At 71.5% G+C, this 15139-nt stretch carries 15 protein-coding genes; 8 read left to right on the top strand and 7 right to left on the bottom strand.

Annotated features, from left to right (window positions below; all coding sequences use genetic code 11):
* Positions 1-45: 45 nt before the first annotated feature.
* Positions 46-1200 (top strand): cystathionine gamma-synthase, encoded by a 1155-nt coding sequence (locus ACWC21_RS21625; protein WP_450884169.1) that lies wholly within the window; start codon positions 46-48, stop codon positions 1198-1200.
* Positions 1201-1252: 52 nt separating this feature from the next.
* Here ACWC21_RS21625 and ACWC21_RS21620 read toward each other — a convergent pair whose 3' ends face one another.
* From ACWC21_RS21620 to ACWC21_RS21610, 3 genes are all read right to left on the bottom strand, one after another.
* Positions 1253-1501 (bottom strand): hypothetical protein, encoded by a 249-nt coding sequence (locus ACWC21_RS21620; protein WP_450884167.1) that lies wholly within the window; start codon positions 1499-1501, stop codon positions 1253-1255.
* 34 nt (positions 1502-1535) lie between these two features.
* On the bottom strand, positions 1536-2039 hold the full coding sequence (locus ACWC21_RS21615; RefSeq protein ID WP_450884165.1) for a sigma factor-like helix-turn-helix DNA-binding protein: 504 nt from the start codon (positions 2037-2039) through the stop codon (positions 1536-1538).
* A 161-nt stretch (positions 2040-2200) separates the two neighbouring features.
* On the bottom strand, positions 2201-2707 hold the full coding sequence (locus tag ACWC21_RS21610) for a MarR family winged helix-turn-helix transcriptional regulator (protein ID WP_450884341.1): 507 nt from the start codon (positions 2705-2707) through the stop codon (positions 2201-2203).
* A 164-nt stretch (positions 2708-2871) separates the two neighbouring features.
* Between ACWC21_RS21610 and ilvA the strand changes: the two genes are divergently transcribed.
* The 3 genes from ilvA to ACWC21_RS21595 all read left to right on the top strand — a co-directional run bounded on the left by ilvA (position 2872) and on the right by ACWC21_RS21595 (position 6160).
* The gene (ilvA, locus tag ACWC21_RS21605) at positions 2872-4101 is read left to right on the top strand and encodes a threonine ammonia-lyase (RefSeq protein ID WP_450884163.1); all 1230 of its coding nucleotides are present in this window, start codon (positions 2872-2874) and stop codon (positions 4099-4101) included.
* A 203-nt stretch (positions 4102-4304) separates the two neighbouring features.
* Positions 4305-5306: an ATP-binding cassette domain-containing protein gene (locus ACWC21_RS21600; protein WP_450884161.1), complete on the top strand. Its 1002-nt coding sequence runs from the start codon at positions 4305-4307 to the stop codon at positions 5304-5306.
* Entirely contained in the window at positions 5303-6160 is an 858-nt protein-coding gene (locus tag ACWC21_RS21595; RefSeq protein ID WP_450884159.1) for an ABC transporter permease, read from the top strand. The genes ACWC21_RS21600 and ACWC21_RS21595 overlap by 4 nt, the downstream gene beginning before the upstream one ends.
* Positions 6161-6235: 75 nt before the next feature.
* On the opposite strand, the gene greA is transcribed toward ACWC21_RS21595, so the two are convergent.
* The gene (greA, locus tag ACWC21_RS21590; protein WP_450884158.1) at positions 6236-6736 is read right to left on the bottom strand and encodes a transcription elongation factor GreA; all 501 of its coding nucleotides are present in this window, start codon (positions 6734-6736) and stop codon (positions 6236-6238) included.
* A gap of 169 nt (positions 6737-6905) precedes the next feature.
* On the bottom strand, positions 6906-7304 hold the full coding sequence (locus ACWC21_RS21585) for a DUF4307 domain-containing protein (RefSeq protein WP_450884156.1): 399 nt from the start codon (positions 7302-7304) through the stop codon (positions 6906-6908).
* 157 nt (positions 7305-7461) lie between these two features.
* Here ACWC21_RS21585 and mca point away from each other — a divergent pair, with 157 nt between their 5' ends.
* On the top strand, positions 7462-8343 hold the full coding sequence (gene mca, locus ACWC21_RS21580; protein ID WP_450884154.1) for a mycothiol conjugate amidase Mca: 882 nt from the start codon (positions 7462-7464) through the stop codon (positions 8341-8343).
* The gene (locus tag ACWC21_RS21575; protein ID WP_450884152.1) at positions 8336-8590 is read left to right on the top strand and encodes a hypothetical protein; all 255 of its coding nucleotides are present in this window, start codon (positions 8336-8338) and stop codon (positions 8588-8590) included. The genes mca and ACWC21_RS21575 overlap by 8 nt, the downstream gene beginning before the upstream one ends.
* 7 nt (positions 8591-8597) lie before the next feature.
* Here the strand turns inward: ACWC21_RS21575 and ACWC21_RS21570 are convergent, their stop codons facing one another.
* Positions 8598-11795, bottom strand: a complete 3198-nt coding sequence (locus ACWC21_RS21570) for a tetratricopeptide repeat protein (protein WP_450884150.1) — start codon at positions 11793-11795, stop codon at positions 8598-8600.
* Positions 11796-11886: 91 nt separating this feature from the next.
* Entirely contained in the window at positions 11887-12279 is a 393-nt protein-coding gene (locus tag ACWC21_RS21565) for a hypothetical protein (RefSeq protein ID WP_450884148.1), read from the bottom strand.
* Positions 12280-12388: 109 nt separating this feature from the next.
* On the opposite strand from ACWC21_RS21565, the gene ACWC21_RS21560 reads away from it, so the two are divergent.
* The gene (locus ACWC21_RS21560; RefSeq protein WP_450884146.1) at positions 12389-12967 is read left to right on the top strand and encodes an ArsR/SmtB family transcription factor; all 579 of its coding nucleotides are present in this window, start codon (positions 12389-12391) and stop codon (positions 12965-12967) included.
* Positions 12948-15032 (top strand): thioredoxin domain-containing protein, encoded by a 2085-nt coding sequence (locus ACWC21_RS21555; protein WP_450884144.1) that lies wholly within the window; start codon positions 12948-12950, stop codon positions 15030-15032. The genes ACWC21_RS21560 and ACWC21_RS21555 overlap by 20 nt, the downstream gene beginning before the upstream one ends.
* The last annotated feature ends 107 nt before the right edge of the window (positions 15033-15139 follow it).

The raw sequence follows: 15139 nt of genomic DNA, 5'->3' as shown, positions 1-15139 counted from the left end.
CGGGCGTCCGTCATCAGCCCCGCGGGCGCATTACGCTCGGTCCCCATGAGCGACAGGCACATCAGTCAGCACTTCGAGACCCTCGCGATCCATGCGGGCAACACCGCCGATCCCCTCACCGGCGCCGTCGTCCCGCCGATCTACCAGGTCTCCACCTACAAGCAGGACGGCGTCGGCGGCCTGCGCGGCGGCTACGAGTACAGCCGCAGCGCCAACCCGACCAGGACCGCCCTGGAGGAGAACCTGGCCGCCCTGGAGGGCGGTCGCCGGGGCCTGGCGTTCGCGTCCGGGCTGGCTGCCGAGGACACCCTGCTGCGTACGCTGCTCAGCCCCGGCGACCACGTCGTCATTCCCAACGACGCGTACGGCGGTACGTTCCGCCTGTTCGCCAAGGTGGTGGCCCGGTGGGGGGTCGAGTGGTCCGTCGCCGACACCAGCGACCCGTCCGCGGTACGGGCGGCCATCACCCCCAGGACCAAGGCCGTCTGGGTCGAGACCCCCTCCAACCCGCTGCTCGGTGTCACCGACATCGCCGCGGTCGCCCAGGTCGCCCACGACGCCGGCGCGAAGCTGGTGGTGGACAACACCTTCGCCACGCCGTACCTGCAGCAGCCGCTGTCGCTCGGCGCCGATGTCGTCGTGCACTCCCTCACCAAGTACATGGGCGGCCACTCGGACGTGGTCGGCGGCGCGCTGATCGTGGCGGACCAGGAGCTGGGCGAGGAACTGGCGTACCACCAGAACGCGATGGGCGCGGTCGCCGGGCCCTTCGACTCCTGGCTGGTGCTGCGCGGTACGAAGACGCTGTCGGTGCGTATGGACCGGCACAGCGAGAACGCCACGAAGATCGCCGACATGCTCACCCGGCACGCGCGCGTGACGAGCGTCCTGTACCCGGGCCTGCCCGAACACCCCGGTCACGAGGTCGCCGCCAAGCAGATGAGGGCGTTCGGCGGCATGGTCTCCTTCCGGGTCGCGGGCGGCGAGGAGGCGGCCGTCGAGGTGTGCAACCGGGCGAAGGTGTTCACCCTCGGTGAGTCGCTGGGCGGCGTCGAGTCGCTGATCGAGCACCCCGGTCGCATGACCCACGCGTCCGTGGCGGGCTCGGCCCTGGAGGTCCCCGCCGACCTGGTACGCCTCTCCGTCGGCATCGAGAACGTCGAGGACCTCCTGGAGGACCTCAGGCAGGCGCTGGGCTAGGGCCTTTCTCCAAGAAGTCCGACCGCGGGATTCCAAGAGGTCCGACCGCGGGTCACCAGCCCGTCAGCGGTGGAGTCGTCCGGGACGGCGGCTCCGCCCAGGGGCGGGCCGTCAGCGCCCAGACGGTGAAGGCCACGCACACGGCGCACAGCAGCAGCCACAGCAGGCGGCGGGCCACGGTCCTGCGGCGCAGCAGACGGCCGCCGCGCCGTACGGCGTCCGTGCACAGCTCCGCGGGCACTTGCGGCGGCGTCCGTTCCATCATCCGCCGCACGGTCGCCTCGCGCTCCGACCGGTTCACGACGGCCTCCCGTCGTGCCGTCGGCGTACGCCGGTCATGACGGGGCCGCCTTCGCCCCCGCCACCGCCGGTGACGGCCTGGGGAGCGGGTGCAGGACGGTGGCCGTCGCCCGGTCGCAGATGGCGTGCACCCGCTCCGCGGGCAGCCCGAGCAGTGCCGCCACCTGTTCCTCGGCGACGCCCTCGTACAGCCGCAGGACGAGGATCAGCCGTTCCCGCGGTGTGAGGGCGGCCAGGGCGCTGCGGGGGTGCGGGCGGGGGCGGGCGAAGCCGCCGTACTCGTGCCAGGCGTTGTGGGCGAAGCGCGTGGCCAGGTACTGGCGGGCGCAGTCGTAGGGGTCCTCTCCGCGCAGCCGGTCCCAGCAGGCGTACGTGTGTGCGAGCGCCAGCGTCAGCAGGCGCCGGGCGCGCGGGTTGTCGTCCGGCGCCTCCCCGGTGAGCAGCGTGGCGGCGTGCAGCAGCCGCCCGCCCGCACCCGTGACGAACGCCTCGAACTCCCGGGTGCGCCGGGCGGGGCCGGACGCCTTCCGTTCTCGCACCGCGCCTCCCCCGCCTGAAGGGGACCCCGTCGGCCCACGACGAACGCGAACGCCGTGTGCGACGAGGACCCGGTCTCATATGAGGCCAGAGGCGGCCCGCGGTCAAGAGCCGTGCGGCACGCGCGTGTGCGGGCCTGCCGCCCGGCCGGGCGGGGGCGGTCTCAGGAGGCGGTCGGCGTCTCCGGCGCCGGCATGCCCTGGACCGCCATGCGTGCGGAGAGCGCACTGTTGAAGCGCGTGAGGAGCGTGCAGAACGTCGCACGCTCCTCCGGCGCCCAGTCGTGTGTCAGCTCGGCCATCAACTGACGCCTGGACGAGCGCACTTCCTCCAGCCGGGACAGCCCGCGCGGGGACAGCTGGAGCACCACCGCGCGCCCGTCCTCGGGGTGCGAGGTGCGCTTGACGAGTCCGGTGTCCACGAGTGGAGCAACCTGCCGGGTGACCGTCGAGGAGTCGATGCCCATGCTGGCGGCGAGCGCCTTGACGCCCATCGGGCCTTCCTTGTCGAGGCGGTTGAGCAGCAGGTACGCGGCGCGGTCCATGGAGTTGCGCACCTGCCCGACGCCGCCGAGCCGGGTCTGTTCGGCACGGCGGGCGAACACCGCGACCTCGTGCTGCAGCGTGTCGAGAAGACCGGTGTCACCGACGGTCGTCATGTCCATCGACATTTCAGGTGTTGTGGGCATGGCCGGGGGCTCACTTCATGAAAGGGGGTGCTGGGTTGGGGGACAGGGTACGCGGCCCGGGGGCGGCCCGTACCGGCGCTGCGCAAACCGGTCTCGGAGCTTGGTCACACCAGTCGGACACGACTGTGAACTGCGAGACTGGAGTCATGAGCTACAGCACGGCTGACTCCTCCCTGCCCGTGACCCTCGACGACGTGCGCGGCGCCCAGAAGATGCTGTCGGGGGTGGCGCGGGTGACCGCGATGGAGGGCAGCCGGCATCTGTCCCAGCTGGTCACGGCGCCGGTGCACCTGAAGTGCGAGAACCTCCAGCGGACGGGCTCGTTCAAGCTGCGCGGCGCGTACGTCCGGATCGCCGGGCTGCTGCCCGAGGAGCGGGCCGCGGGCGTGGTCGCCGCGAGTGCCGGCAACCACGCGCAGGGTGTGGCCCTGGCCTCGGCGCTGCTCGGGGTGCACGCCACCGTGTTCATGCCGAACGGCGCACCCCTGCCCAAGATCAGCGCGACCCGTGACTACGGGGCCGAGGTCCGTCTGCACGGCCAGGTGGTCGACGAGACCCTGGCCGCGGCCCAGGAGTACGCGGCCGAGACCGGCGCGGTGTTCATCCACCCGTTCGACCACCCGGACATCATCGCGGGGCAGGGCACGGTGGGCCTGGAGATCCTGGAGCAGTGCCCGGAGGTGCGCACGATCGTCGTGGGCATCGGCGGCGGCGGGCTCGCGGCCGGCATCGCGGTGGCGGTGAAGGGGGTCAGGCCGGACGTACGGATCGTCGGCGTGCAGGCCGAGGGGGCGGCCGCGTACCCGCCCTCACTCGCGGCCGGGCGTCCCGTGGCGATCGGGAACGCGTCGACGATGGCCGACGGCATCAAGGTCGGGCGGCCCGGCGACGTGCCGTTCGGCATCGTCGGCGACCTCGTCGACGAGGTCCGCACGGTCAGCGAGGACGAGCTGTCCGCGGCGCTGCTGCTGTGCCTGGAGCGGGCCAAGCTGGTCGTCGAGCCGGCGGGGGCCAGCCCGGTCGCCGCGCTGCTGAGCGACCCCGGCGCCTTCCCGGGGCCGGTCGTCGCGGTGCTCTCCGGCGGCAACGTCGACCCGGTGCTGCTCCAGGGCGTCCTGAGGCACGGCATGGCCGCCCAGGGGCGCTACCTGGCCGTTCGGCTGCGCCTGACCGACCGTCCCGGTGCCCTCGCCACGCTCCTGGGCGCGTTGTCGGTGGTCGACGCCAACGTCCTCGACGTGAGCCACGTCCGGACCGACCCGCGTCTCGGGCTCGCGGAGGCGGAGGTGGAGCTGCACCTCGAGACGAAAGGGCCGGCGCACTGCGTCGAGGTCCGGCAGGCGCTGCGCGAGGCGGGTTACACGGTCATCAGCTGAGGCGGTCGCCGCCTCCGGGCCGGCGCGGCGAACTCGGGGATCACTCGTTCGAGTAAATCCATTGAACGACGCGATACATCGCGATACGGTGTGTTCTCGCGGTCACCTCCCCCTGCCCTCTCGCGGCAATGCGGAAATGGCAGGCGGAAACCGGCGTACATACCTAACCTTTGCGAAGCACCCCCGACGACGTGGAGACTCACATGCCAGGCGCCATCTATGCCGAAGGCCTGGTGAAGACCTTCGGTGACGTAAAGGCATTGGACGGCGTCGACCTCGACGTCCCCGAGGGCACGGTCCTCGGACTGCTCGGGCCGAACGGCGCGGGCAAGACGACGACCGTCCGCTGTCTGACGACCCTGCTGCGCCCCGACAGCGGCCGGGCGGTCGTCGCGGGCATCGACGTGCTCAGGCATCCCGATGCCGTACGCCGCTCCATAGGCCTCTCCGGCCAGTTCGCGGCCGTCGACGAATACCTGACCGGCCGCGAGAACCTGCAGATGGTCGGCCGTCTCTATCAGATGAGGGCCAAGGAGGCGAAGGCCCGTGCGGCGGAGCTGCTGGAGCAGTTCCATCTCGCGGACGCCGCCGACCGGCCGACCAAGACCTACTCCGGGGGCATGCGCCGCCGGCTCGACCTCGCGGCCGCCCTCGTGGTCTCGCCGCCGGTGATGTTCATGGACGAGCCGACGACCGGCCTCGACCCGCGCAACCGGCAGCAGCTCTGGGAGGTCATCAAGCAGCTGGTCTCCGGAGGGACGACCCTGCTGCTCACCACCCAGTACCTGGAGGAGGCCGACCACCTCGCCCATGACATCGCGGTCGTAGACCAGGGCCGGGTGATCGCCAAGGGCACCTCCGACCAGCTCAAGGCCCGCACCGGCGGCGAGCGGGTGGAGGTCGTGGTGCACGAGCGGGAACACATGGCGACCGCCGCGGAGGTGCTGGGCGGCTTCGGCAAGGGGAGCACCACGGTCGAGGAGCACACACGGAAACTCACCGTGCCCGTCACCGGCGGGGCCAAGCTGCTCGCCGAGGTCATCCGCGAGCTGGACACCCGCGGTATCGAGATCGACGACATCGGGCTGCGCCGCCCCACCCTCGACGACGTCTTCCTGTCCCTGACAGGTCACGTGGCCGAGGTGAAGGACGAGGAGGGCGGCACCCCGACGACCGACGCGAAGACCAAGGAGAGCGTGAAATGAGCGCCGTCACCGACGCCGTGCCGGTCGCGGCACCCCGCAACCCCGTCAGTCAGTCCATCCGGGACTCACTGATCGTCGCCCAGCGGAACCTCATCCGTATGTCCAGGATTCCCGAAATGGTCATTTTCGGGCTCATCCAGCCGATCATGTTCGTGGTGCTGTTCACCTACGTGTTCGGTGGCTCCATGCAGATCGGCGGCAGCGTCAGCCCGACCACCTACAAGAACTTCCTCATGGCGGGCATCTTCGCGCAGACCGTCACGTTCGCCACCGCCAGCTCCGGTGCCGGCATCGCCGACGACATGCACAAGGGCCTCATCGACCGCTTCCGCTCCCTGCCCATGGCGCGCGGCGCGGTGCTCACCGGGCGCACCCTCGCCGACCTGGTCCAGACGGCGCTGACCCTGCTCGTCCTCGCCGTGGTCGCCCTGCTGGTCGGCTGGCGCGTAGGAACGGTGGGGGGCACCAACGCCCTCAAGGTCCTGGCCGCCTTCGGCCTCCTGCTGCTGCTCGGATACGCGTTCACCTGGATCGGCGCCCTGATCGGCCTGTCCGTGCGCACGCCCGAGGCGGCCACCTCCGGCGGGCTGATCTGGCTCTTCCCCGTCACCTTCATCTCCAACGCGTTCGTCGACACCAGCCACATGACCCCGTGGCTGCGCCACATCGCGGAGTGGAACCCGTTCAGCGCCACGGTGCAGGCCGCCCGCGTCCTGTTCGCCAATCCCGGCCAGTCCGCGTCGGACGCCTGGCCCATGCAGCATCCCGTATGGGCCTCGCTGATCTACTCGGTCCTGATCGTCGTCATATTCCGGACCCTGGCGGTGCGCAAGTACCGCTCGGCGACGGCATGACAACGCCCCCGGCGTCACAGGGACGCCGGGGGCGGTCGGAAGACTGCCGACCAGGCCGGGCCGGGCGCGGGCCGCTCAGCCCGAGTACGGCTCGGCCTTCATGATCCGGACCGAGGCCTTCTTGCCGTTGGGCAGCTCGTAGTCCGCGTCCTCGCCCACCTTGTGACCGATCACGCCGGCGCCCAGAGGGGACTGCGGCGAGTAGGTCTCGATGTCGGCGCTCGCATACTCGCGCGAGGCGAGCAGGAACGTCATGGTGTCGTCCTCGTCACCGTCGAAGGCGATCGTGACGACCATGCCCGGCGCGACGGCACCGTCGGCCGAGGCGGGAGCCTCACCGACCTTGGCGTTCTCGAGAAGCTGGGTCAGCTGGCGCACACGGAGCTCCTGCTTGCCCTGCTCCTCCTTGGCCGCGTGGTACCCGCCGTTCTCGCGCAGGTCGCCCTCCTCGCGCGCGGCAGCGATCTTGGCCGCGATCTCCGTGCGCGCAGGACCAGTAAGGTACTCAAGCTCATCCTTGAGCTTGTTGTACGCCTCCTGGGTCAGCCAGGTGACGTTCTCGCTGGTCTGGGTCACAGGGTGCTCCTCGTCGGTACTGGGAATACAAAGCATCGCCCTACCCAGAAGAATGTTCCTCCATGGATGGGCGAAACCACGAGCCTAACAATTCGAGCGCCGAAGGGGGAGGACATAAGCCCCGAGAATCACATCAGCGCAGGTGGACGCCTACGTATTCGGGACGACGTCAGTCGGCGTGGCACCCGAGCAGCTCGGCCGTCTCGCCCTTGGCCGTCGTGCGCAGCGTGACGACCTTGTCGATCCGGGTGGTGGAACCGGTGAAGCGGAAGTCCGCCCGGCCCACCTCGCCGCCGTCGGCGCCCTGGGAACGCAGGGTGCAGTAACCGGAGGCACCGGAGTCCTTGTGCACCTCCAGATGCACCTTCACCGCGTCGTCCGAGGCCTGGAAGGCGACCACCTGAGCGCTGATCTTGTTCTGGAAGACGTAGTGGTAGGCGAGGTAGCCGACCAGCACCAGCAGAGCCGTGCCGAGGACCACCGCGGCGACCCTGAGCTTGTGGTCGGCGCGCTCGTCCGAGGAACGACCGTATCGCCCCTCGGGCAGCTGCGTGCTCGCCGTGCTCATGATCGTCCCTCCGCGGAATTATTCGCCCGCCATTTCGGTCACTATAGAAGCCTCCCGCCCGCCGCCCGACCACCGCCCCTCAACGACGCCCCTGCGGGACGACACCTGTTGAACTGCCCCCGAAGACACGGGGGCGCCGACTTACGAGGATTGAGTCTTGACTGACCAGCTGCGACTGATGGCCGTCCACGCGCACCCCGACGACGAGTCGAGCAAGGGCGCGGCCACCATGGCGAAGTACGTGTCGGAGGGGGTGGACGTGCTGGTGGTGACCTGCACCGGCGGGGAGCGGGGCTCCATCCTCAACCCGAAGCTCCAGGGCGACAAGTACATCGAGGAGCACATCCACGAGGTCCGCAAGAAGGAGATGGACGAGGCCCGCGAGATCCTGGGCGTCAGGCAGGAGTGGCTCGGATTCGTCGACTCCGGACTGCCCGAGGGCGACCCGCTGCCCCCGCTGCCCGAGGGCTGCTTCGCCCTCGAGGACGTCGACAAGGCGGCCGGTGAGCTGGTCAAGCAGATCCGCGCCTTCCGTCCCCAGGTGATCACCACCTACGACGAGAACGGCGGCTACCCGCACCCCGACCACATCATGACCCACAAGATCTCGATGGTGGCGTTCGAGGGCGCGGCGGACACCGAGAAGTACCCGGAGGCCGAGTTCGGCCCGGCCTACCAGCCGCTGAAGCTGTACTACAACCAGGGCTTCAACCGCCCGCGCACCGAGGCCCTGCACAAGGCGATGCTCGACCGGGGCCTGGAGTCGCCGTACGGCGAGTGGCTCAAGCGCTGGAAGGAGATCGAGCGCAAGGAGCGCGTGCTCACCACCCACATCCCGTGCGCCGACTTCTTCGAGATCCGCGACAAGGCGCTGATCGCGCACGCCACCCAGATCGACCCCGACGGCGGCTGGTTCCGCGTGCCGATGGACGTCCAGAAGGAGGTCTGGCCGACGGAGGAGTACGAACTGGCGAAGTCCCTCGTCGATACCTCCCTCCCCGAGGACGACCTCTTTGCGGGCATCCGCGACAATGCCTGATATGAGCGCAAGCCTGGCACTGACGCACCTCGTCCCCCTCGCCAAGGAGGTCGACGAGAACAAGGTCACCCCCGGCGTCCTCGGCTTCATCGTGTTCGCGGTGATGGCCGTGGCCGTGTGGGGTCTGATGAAGTCCATGAACAAGCACATGCAGAAGGTCGACTTCAAGGAAGCCCCGGACACCAAGGCCGAGACCAAGGCCGAGACCGGGGCCGCCCCGGCCGACGCCGAGCGGCACCAGGGCTGACCGCGGTTCACCGCCTGGCCGGCACCGGGACGCCCATCACCTCCCGGGCATGCCGGTCGGGCACCATCCCCAGCCGCCACGCCTGCCAGCCCGCCTCCAGGCTGACGCCTCGTTCCAGGAGCAGCTGGTACGCGCCGGCGTACTCGCCCAGCTTCTCGTCCCTGGCCGGGTGGCCGGCCCGGGCGAGCTGGGACAGTTCCTCCTGGGCTACCGCCGTGCCGACCTCCACCCCGCCGGGGGCCGCGTACGGCAGCAGGGTGCAGCGCAGGAAGCGGGCCCAGTCGGCACCGCGCTGATCGCCGTAACCGGTGAACAGGCCGAGCGCCTCGTCGCACAGGGCGAGGGCCTGCTGGGTGCGGGCGTTGCCCGCGTCGACGACCGCCAGCTCCAGGCAGGTCCACGCCTCGCCGTGAGCGACGCCGATGCGCTGGAAGTCGGCGCGGGCGTCGACCAGCAGCTGCCGGGCGAAGCCGGAGTTCAGCAGCGAGCCGGTCTGGGCGGCGCGCTGGTCACGGGTGACGCGTGCCGAATGGTGGCGGGCGCAGGCCAGTCCGTAGACGTCACGCATCCGCGAGAACATCGTGCGGGAGCGCTCCAGCTCGCGGACCGCCTGGTCCAGGTTGCCCGCCTCCTCCAGGGCCTGGCCGAGGTAGTACACCGTCCAGGCCTCCCCGCGCACGTCCTCGTTCTCCCGGTGCCGGACGGCCGCCCGGCGCAGGCCCTCCACCGCGGGCGACGCGTCGCCGTCGACCAGACGGGCCCGGGCCAGCTGGGTCAGGGCCCAGGCCTCACCACGGGCGTCGCGGGTGCGGCCGTAGCGGTCGAGGGCGGCCTGGAGCTCGGTCTCCGCCCGCGGTACGTCGCCCATGCGCAGCGCCAGCTGGCCGAGCTGGAAGTGGGCCCAGGCCTCGCCGTGCACCGAGCCGCCCTCACGGTGCAGGACCAGGGAACGCGTCAGCAGATCCAGGGCCTCGCCCAGCCGGGCCCGGTCGCGCTGGACCGCGGCCAGCGCGTGCATCGTCCACGCACGGTCCGTGGCCAGCTCGGGCGCCGCCTGGAGGTCCAGCGCCTCCTGCAGCTTGGCCGCCGCCTCCGTGAGGTTGCCCTGATGGTGCAGGGTGATGCCCAGCGAGCACAGGGCACGGGCGGCACCCGCGTCGTGCTGGGCCTCCAGATAGAGGTCGACCACGGAGGTCAGGGTGGTGCGCGCCTTGTCCAGCTCGCCCAGCTGCCGGGCCGCGATACCGGTGCGCCACTGCACCGAACGGACCAGCAGACCCTGGTCCACTTCCTGCGCCAGCTCACTGATCTCGCCGAGGCGGTAGAGGTCGCCGCGCAGCAGGCAGTAGTCGCACAGCGCGCCGAGCAGATTCAGCACCGCCGACTGGTCCACGCCCTCCGCATGGCGCAGCGCCGCCGTGATGAAGCTCGACTCGTCGTCCAGCCAGCGCAGCGCCTCGTCGAGGGAGGTGAAACCGTGCGGACCGAAACGGTCCGAGCGGGTCGACATGTTGCCGTCGACCAGGCGGAGCACCGAGTCGGCCAGTTCCGCGTAGTTCACGATCAGGCGTTGCTGCGCCGCCGTGCGCTCGGCCGGGTCCTCCTCGTCCAGCAGACGGGCCTGGGCGAAGGCGCGCACGAGGTCGTGCAGCCGGTAGCGGTTGCCGCGGACGTGGTCGATCAGCCCGGCGCGCGCGAGCGCGACGAGATGCCGGGTGGCTTCCGGTTCGTCCGCCGCGAGCAGGGCGGCCGCCGCGGCGGCACCCAGAGAGGCCCGGCCGGCCAGTGCCAGCCGCCTCAACAGCCGCCGGGCCGGCTCCGACTGGTCGGTGTAGCGCAGCCAGAGCACCCGCTCCACCGGCTCCACCGGGCCGTACGCGGCCAGGTCCGTGGCCAGCCCACGTGGTGAACGTCCGCCCAGGCAGGAGCCCGCGATGCGCAGCGCCAGCGGCAGGCCGCCGCACAGCTCCCGGATCCGGTCGCCGGCCTGGGCGTCGTACGGCCCCGAGGCATCCTGCGCCACCGCGCCCAGCAGCTCTTCCGCACCGGCCGCGTCCAGGGGCTCCACCGGGAGCTGATGCACCCAGGCCGACAGGTCCGGCGGCAGGTCGAGAGGCTCGCGGGCGGTGACCAGGACCAGACTGTCGGAGCGGTCCGGGACGAGGGCGCGGACCTGCTCGGCGTCCGAGGCGTCGTCCAGCACGATCGTCACCGGCAGGCCGGTCAGATGCTGGTGGTACAACTCGCTCAGCCGCTTGACCTGCTGGTCGGGCGAGGACCGCTCGCGGAACAGCAACTGTTCGCGGGGCGCGCCGAGCCGGTTCAGCAGGTGCAGCAGTGCGTCCCGAGTGGGCAGCGGCGGCTCCTGGCTGTCTCCACGCAGATCGACGACGACCGCCCCGCGGAAGTGGTCCTTCAGGTCGTGCGTGGCGCGGACCGCGAGAGTCGTCCGTCCGGAACCGGGCACTCCGTGCAGAACGACCACCGTCGGCCGGGTCTCGGTGGTCGCCCGGGCCGCCTGCACCCACTGCCGGATCCGGGCCACCTCCTGCCGGCGTCCCGCGAACGGGCCGTCGGCGTCCGGAAGCTGCCCGAAGGACTGCTCCAGCACCGTGCGCCTGCGGGCCGCCGCGCTCTTGTCCGAGCCCCGCAGCTGAGGCCCGTTCTTCTTCGGGCCCGTGGAGGCGGCGAGCACCCGCTGCTGGTCGAGGAAGGGACGGATGCCCCGCACCTCCAGCGCCGTCAGCCACTCCAGCCGCAGCTGCTCCGCACCGCCCGGCTGGCCCGCCGCGCCCGCCCGGTGGTGGGCGGCGGGCAGATGGGAACCGGCCACCTTCACCACGGTGGCCGCCGCGGCCACGACCCCGACGGCGGCCCCCGCGCCGAACGCGGTCGCCGTACCGGTGCCGAGAGAGAGGTCGGCGACGGTGGCCGCGACCGCTGCGACCGCCGCCACCAGCAGGGGAGTCCCGGCCCCCTCGCGCGCGTACCGCTGACCGAAGGTGAGCCGCCCCGCCTCCGCCTCGTCGAGGGCGCGGGTGTACGCCTCGTACTCCTCGGCGGCCGTCCGGGCCATCGCGTCCAGTGCGCCGCGCGCCCGGGACAGCAGCACCTGCCCGTCGACGCGCCCGCCCGAGCGCCGCACCTCCTCCTCCACGGCCCGCACCACCAGCCGCTCGGCCTCCGCCCGATGGCCGTCCCGCATGTCCCGTCCCCCTCCGGCGTCAACTCCTTGGCCTATGAGTGTCCTTCGGGGAAGCCCGGAGCGCGAGAGTGCGGCGATCAACGCATCCGTGTCATCCGGGTTGCGCCCTGCCCCGCCCCTTCGACAGCGCCAGGAACACGCACGCCACCGCCAGCCCCCCTTCCGCCACCGCGCACGCCAGCGCTTCGGCGAGGGGACCGCCGACCCGCGAGGTGGTTATGTCGAACCAGGCGTCCAGCACGGCGACGGACGCGGTCGCCGAAGCGGTCAGCCGGGCCCGGGGATCGCCGCGCAGTCCCAGTAAGGCCGTGGTGGCACAGCCCGCCGCCATCAGCACGTCGAGGCCGATCCAGGCCAACGACCAGTTGTGCACGCGGGTGCTGGCCGGGAGCGTCAGGGCCAGCACCACCATCCAGGGCACGAGCAGCACGGCCGCCGCCCCCAGCAGTACCAGCGCCCACTTCCTCGTCACGGTCATCGTCATCACAGGGCCTCCCCTTCTGCCACTACGTGTGCCCAGGATAGACCGCAGAGAAAATTCTGCAGAGAAAATTCTGCAGAAATCAGGGACGTCTCAGGGATACCGTGACGGCATGACCGAGATGACCAGCCTTGAGCGCACCGCTCTCTACAAGTCCCTCGGCAACCCCCTGCGCCGCCGGATCCTCGAGTACCTCGGCCGGCACGGCGAGGCCAACTCCACCGTGCTCGCCCGCGAACTCGGCGAGAGCTCCGGCACCACCAGCTATCACCTGCGCAAACTCGCCGAGCAGCGGCTCATCGAGGAGATCCCGGAGAAGTCCGGCGGCCGCGAACGCTGGTGGCGGGCGCTCCCCTTCAGCCACACCACCCCCGACCCGGCCGCGATGGCCCCGGAGGAGCTGGCTGCGGCCGAACACCTGGCCATGTTGAAGATCGAGGTCGACACCGAGCTGTACCGCCGCGCCCACCGGGAGTACCGGGGCCCGGAGGGCTGGGCCCAGGTCCAGCGGAGCGGGTCCTGGATGACCAGGGAGGAGGTGCTCGCCTTCACGCGCGACTACCAGGAACTCCTGTCCCGCTACGGCCACACCCGTGAGGAAGCCCCCGAGGGGGCGCGCCCGGTGAGCTTCCGTTTCTACGCCGTGCCGGACGGCGTGGGAGAGTGGAACGGTGAACCGACTGGCCCATGAGACGTCCCCGTACCTGCTGCAGCACGCCGAGAACCCGGTCGACTGGTGGCCCTGGTCGGAGGAGGCGTTCGAGGAGGCCCGCAGAACCGGGAAACCCGTCCTCCTCAGCGTCGGCTACAGCAGCTGCCACTGGTGCCACGTCATGGCTCACGAGTCCTTCGAGGACGAGACCACCGCGGCCTACATGAACGACAACTTCGTCAGCATCAAGGTCGACCGCGAGGAACGCCCCGACGTCGACGCCGTCTACATGGAGGCCGTTCAGGCGGCCACCGGGCAGGGCGGCTGGCCCATGACGGTGTTCCTCACCCCGGAGGCCGAGCCCTTCTACTTCGGCACCTACTTCCCGCCCGCCCCCCGGCACGGCATGCCGTCCTTCAGGCAGGTCCTGGAGGGTGTCCGGCACGCCTGGAGCGACCGGCGCGACGAGGTGACCGAGGTCGCCGGGAAGATCGTGCGGGACCTCTCGCAGCGGGAGATCGGCTACCAGACCGCCCAGCTGCCCGGCGAGCAGGAGCTCGCCCAGGCCCTGCTCGGCCTCACCCGGGAGTACGACGCGCAGCGCGGCGGGTTCGGCGGGGCGCCCAAGTTCCCGCCGTCCATGGTGCTCGAGTTCCTGCTGCGTCATCACGCCCGCACGGGCGCGGAGGGCGCGCTGCAGATGGCGCGGGACACCTGTGAGCGCATGGCGCGCGGCGGGATCTACGACCAGCTCGGCGGCGGGTTCGCCCGCTACTCCGTCGACCGTGACTGGGTCGTGCCCCACTTCGAGAAGATGCTCTACGACAATGCTCTTCTGTGCCGGGTGTACGCCCACCTGTGGCGGGCCACCGGCTCGGAACTCGCGCGCCGGGTCGCCCTGGAGACCGCCGACTTCATGGTCCGCGAACTGCGCACCACGGAGGGCGGGTTCGCCTCCGCGCTGGACGCCGACAGCGAAGAGGAGGTGCCGCGCGAAGCGCGTCCTCAGAAGGGCGGTGGCGGGCGACGGGAGGGCGGGACCGGCCGGCACGTCGAGGGCGCCTACTACGTCTGGACACCGCGGCAGCTGACCGACGCGCTCGGCCAGGAGGACGCCGAGTTCGCCGCCCGGTACTTCGGCGTGACCCAGGAGGGAACCTTCGAGCACGGGCAGTCGGTGCTCCAGCTTCCGCAGCAGGAAGGCGTGTTCGACGCCGAGCGCATCGGGTCCGTGCGGGAGCGCCTGCTGCGGGTGCGCGGCGAGCGGCCCGCCCCCGGCCGCGACGACAAGGTGGTCGCGGCGTGGAACGGTCTCGCCGTCGCCGCCCTCGCCGAGACCGGCGCCTACTTCGACCGCCCCGACCTGGTCGAGGCCGCGGTCGGCGCCGCCGATCTCCTGGTACGGCTGCACCTGGACGAGCACGCCCACCTGGTCCGCACCAGCCGCGACGGCAGGGCGGGGGCCAACGCGGGCGTGCTGGAGGACTACGCCGACGTCGCCGAGGGCTTCCTGGCGCTGGCGTCCGTGACCGGCGAAGGGGCGTGGCTGGAGCTCGCGGGGCTGCTCCTCGACCAGGTGCTCACCCGTTTCACCGACCCGGAGACCGGAGCGCTCTTCGACACCGCCGCCGACGCCGAGCGGCTGATCCGCCGCCCGCAGGACCCCACGGACAACGCGACCCCGTCCGGCTGGACCGCCGCCGCGGGCGCCCTGCTCGGCTATGCCGCCCACACGGGTTCGGAGAGCCACCGCGCCGCCGCGGAGAAGGCGCTGGGCGTCGTCAAGGCGCTCGGCCCGCGCGTCCCGCGGTTCGTCGGGTGGGGGCTGGCCGTCGCGGAGGCCCTGCTGGACGGGCCCCGTGAGGTCGCCGTCGTCGGTCCCGCCCTCGACGAGGAGGCCACGAGGTCCTTGCACCGTACGGCACTGCTCGGCACCGCTCCGGGTGCGGTGGTCGCCGTCGGAACCCCGGGGAGCGACGAGTTCCCGCTGCTCGCCGACCGGCCCCTGGTGGGTGGTGAACCGGCCGCGTACGTCTGCCGGGACTTCACGTGTGACGCCCCGACGACCGACCTGGAGCGGTTGCGCGCCGCGCTGAGCGGCTGAGCCGCCCGCCACCCCGGGGAGCGACGAGTTCCCGCTGCTCGCCGACCGGCCCCTGGTGGGTGGTGAACCGGCCGCGTACGTCTGCCGGGACTTCACGTGTGACGCCC

It is taken from the genome of Streptomyces sp. NPDC001348 (genome assembly GCF_053597535.1).
Note: the sequence above shows the minus strand (reverse complement) of the source record. Positions and strands in the feature narration are given on the sequence as shown.

What these genes read in the sequence shown, in the direction of transcription:
- ACWC21_RS21585 (WP_450884156.1), bottom strand. Translation starts at nt 7,304, where the DNA reads ATGAGCACGGCGAGCACGCAGCTGCCCGAGGGGCGATACGGTCGTTCC.
- ACWC21_RS21625 (WP_450884169.1), top strand. Translation starts at nt 46, where the DNA reads ATGAGCGACAGGCACATCAGTCAGCACTTCGAGACCCTCGCGATCCAT.
- ACWC21_RS21560 (WP_450884146.1), top strand. Translation starts at nt 12,389, where the DNA reads ATGACCGAGATGACCAGCCTTGAGCGCACCGCTCTCTACAAGTCCCTC.
- ACWC21_RS21595 (WP_450884159.1), top strand. Translation starts at nt 5,303, where the DNA reads ATGAGCGCCGTCACCGACGCCGTGCCGGTCGCGGCACCCCGCAACCCC.
- ACWC21_RS21600 (WP_450884161.1), top strand. Translation starts at nt 4,305, where the DNA reads ATGCCAGGCGCCATCTATGCCGAAGGCCTGGTGAAGACCTTCGGTGAC.
- ACWC21_RS21570 (WP_450884150.1), bottom strand. Translation starts at nt 11,795, where the DNA reads ATGCGGGACGGCCATCGGGCGGAGGCCGAGCGGCTGGTGGTGCGGGCC.
- ACWC21_RS21610 (WP_450884341.1), bottom strand. Translation starts at nt 2,707, where the DNA reads ATGTCGATGGACATGACGACCGTCGGTGACACCGGTCTTCTCGACACG.
- ilvA (WP_450884163.1), top strand. Translation starts at nt 2,872, where the DNA reads ATGAGCTACAGCACGGCTGACTCCTCCCTGCCCGTGACCCTCGACGAC.
- ACWC21_RS21565 (WP_450884148.1), bottom strand. Translation starts at nt 12,279, where the DNA reads ATGACGATGACCGTGACGAGGAAGTGGGCGCTGGTACTGCTGGGGGCG.
- ACWC21_RS21575 (WP_450884152.1), top strand. Translation starts at nt 8,336, where the DNA reads ATGCCTGATATGAGCGCAAGCCTGGCACTGACGCACCTCGTCCCCCTC.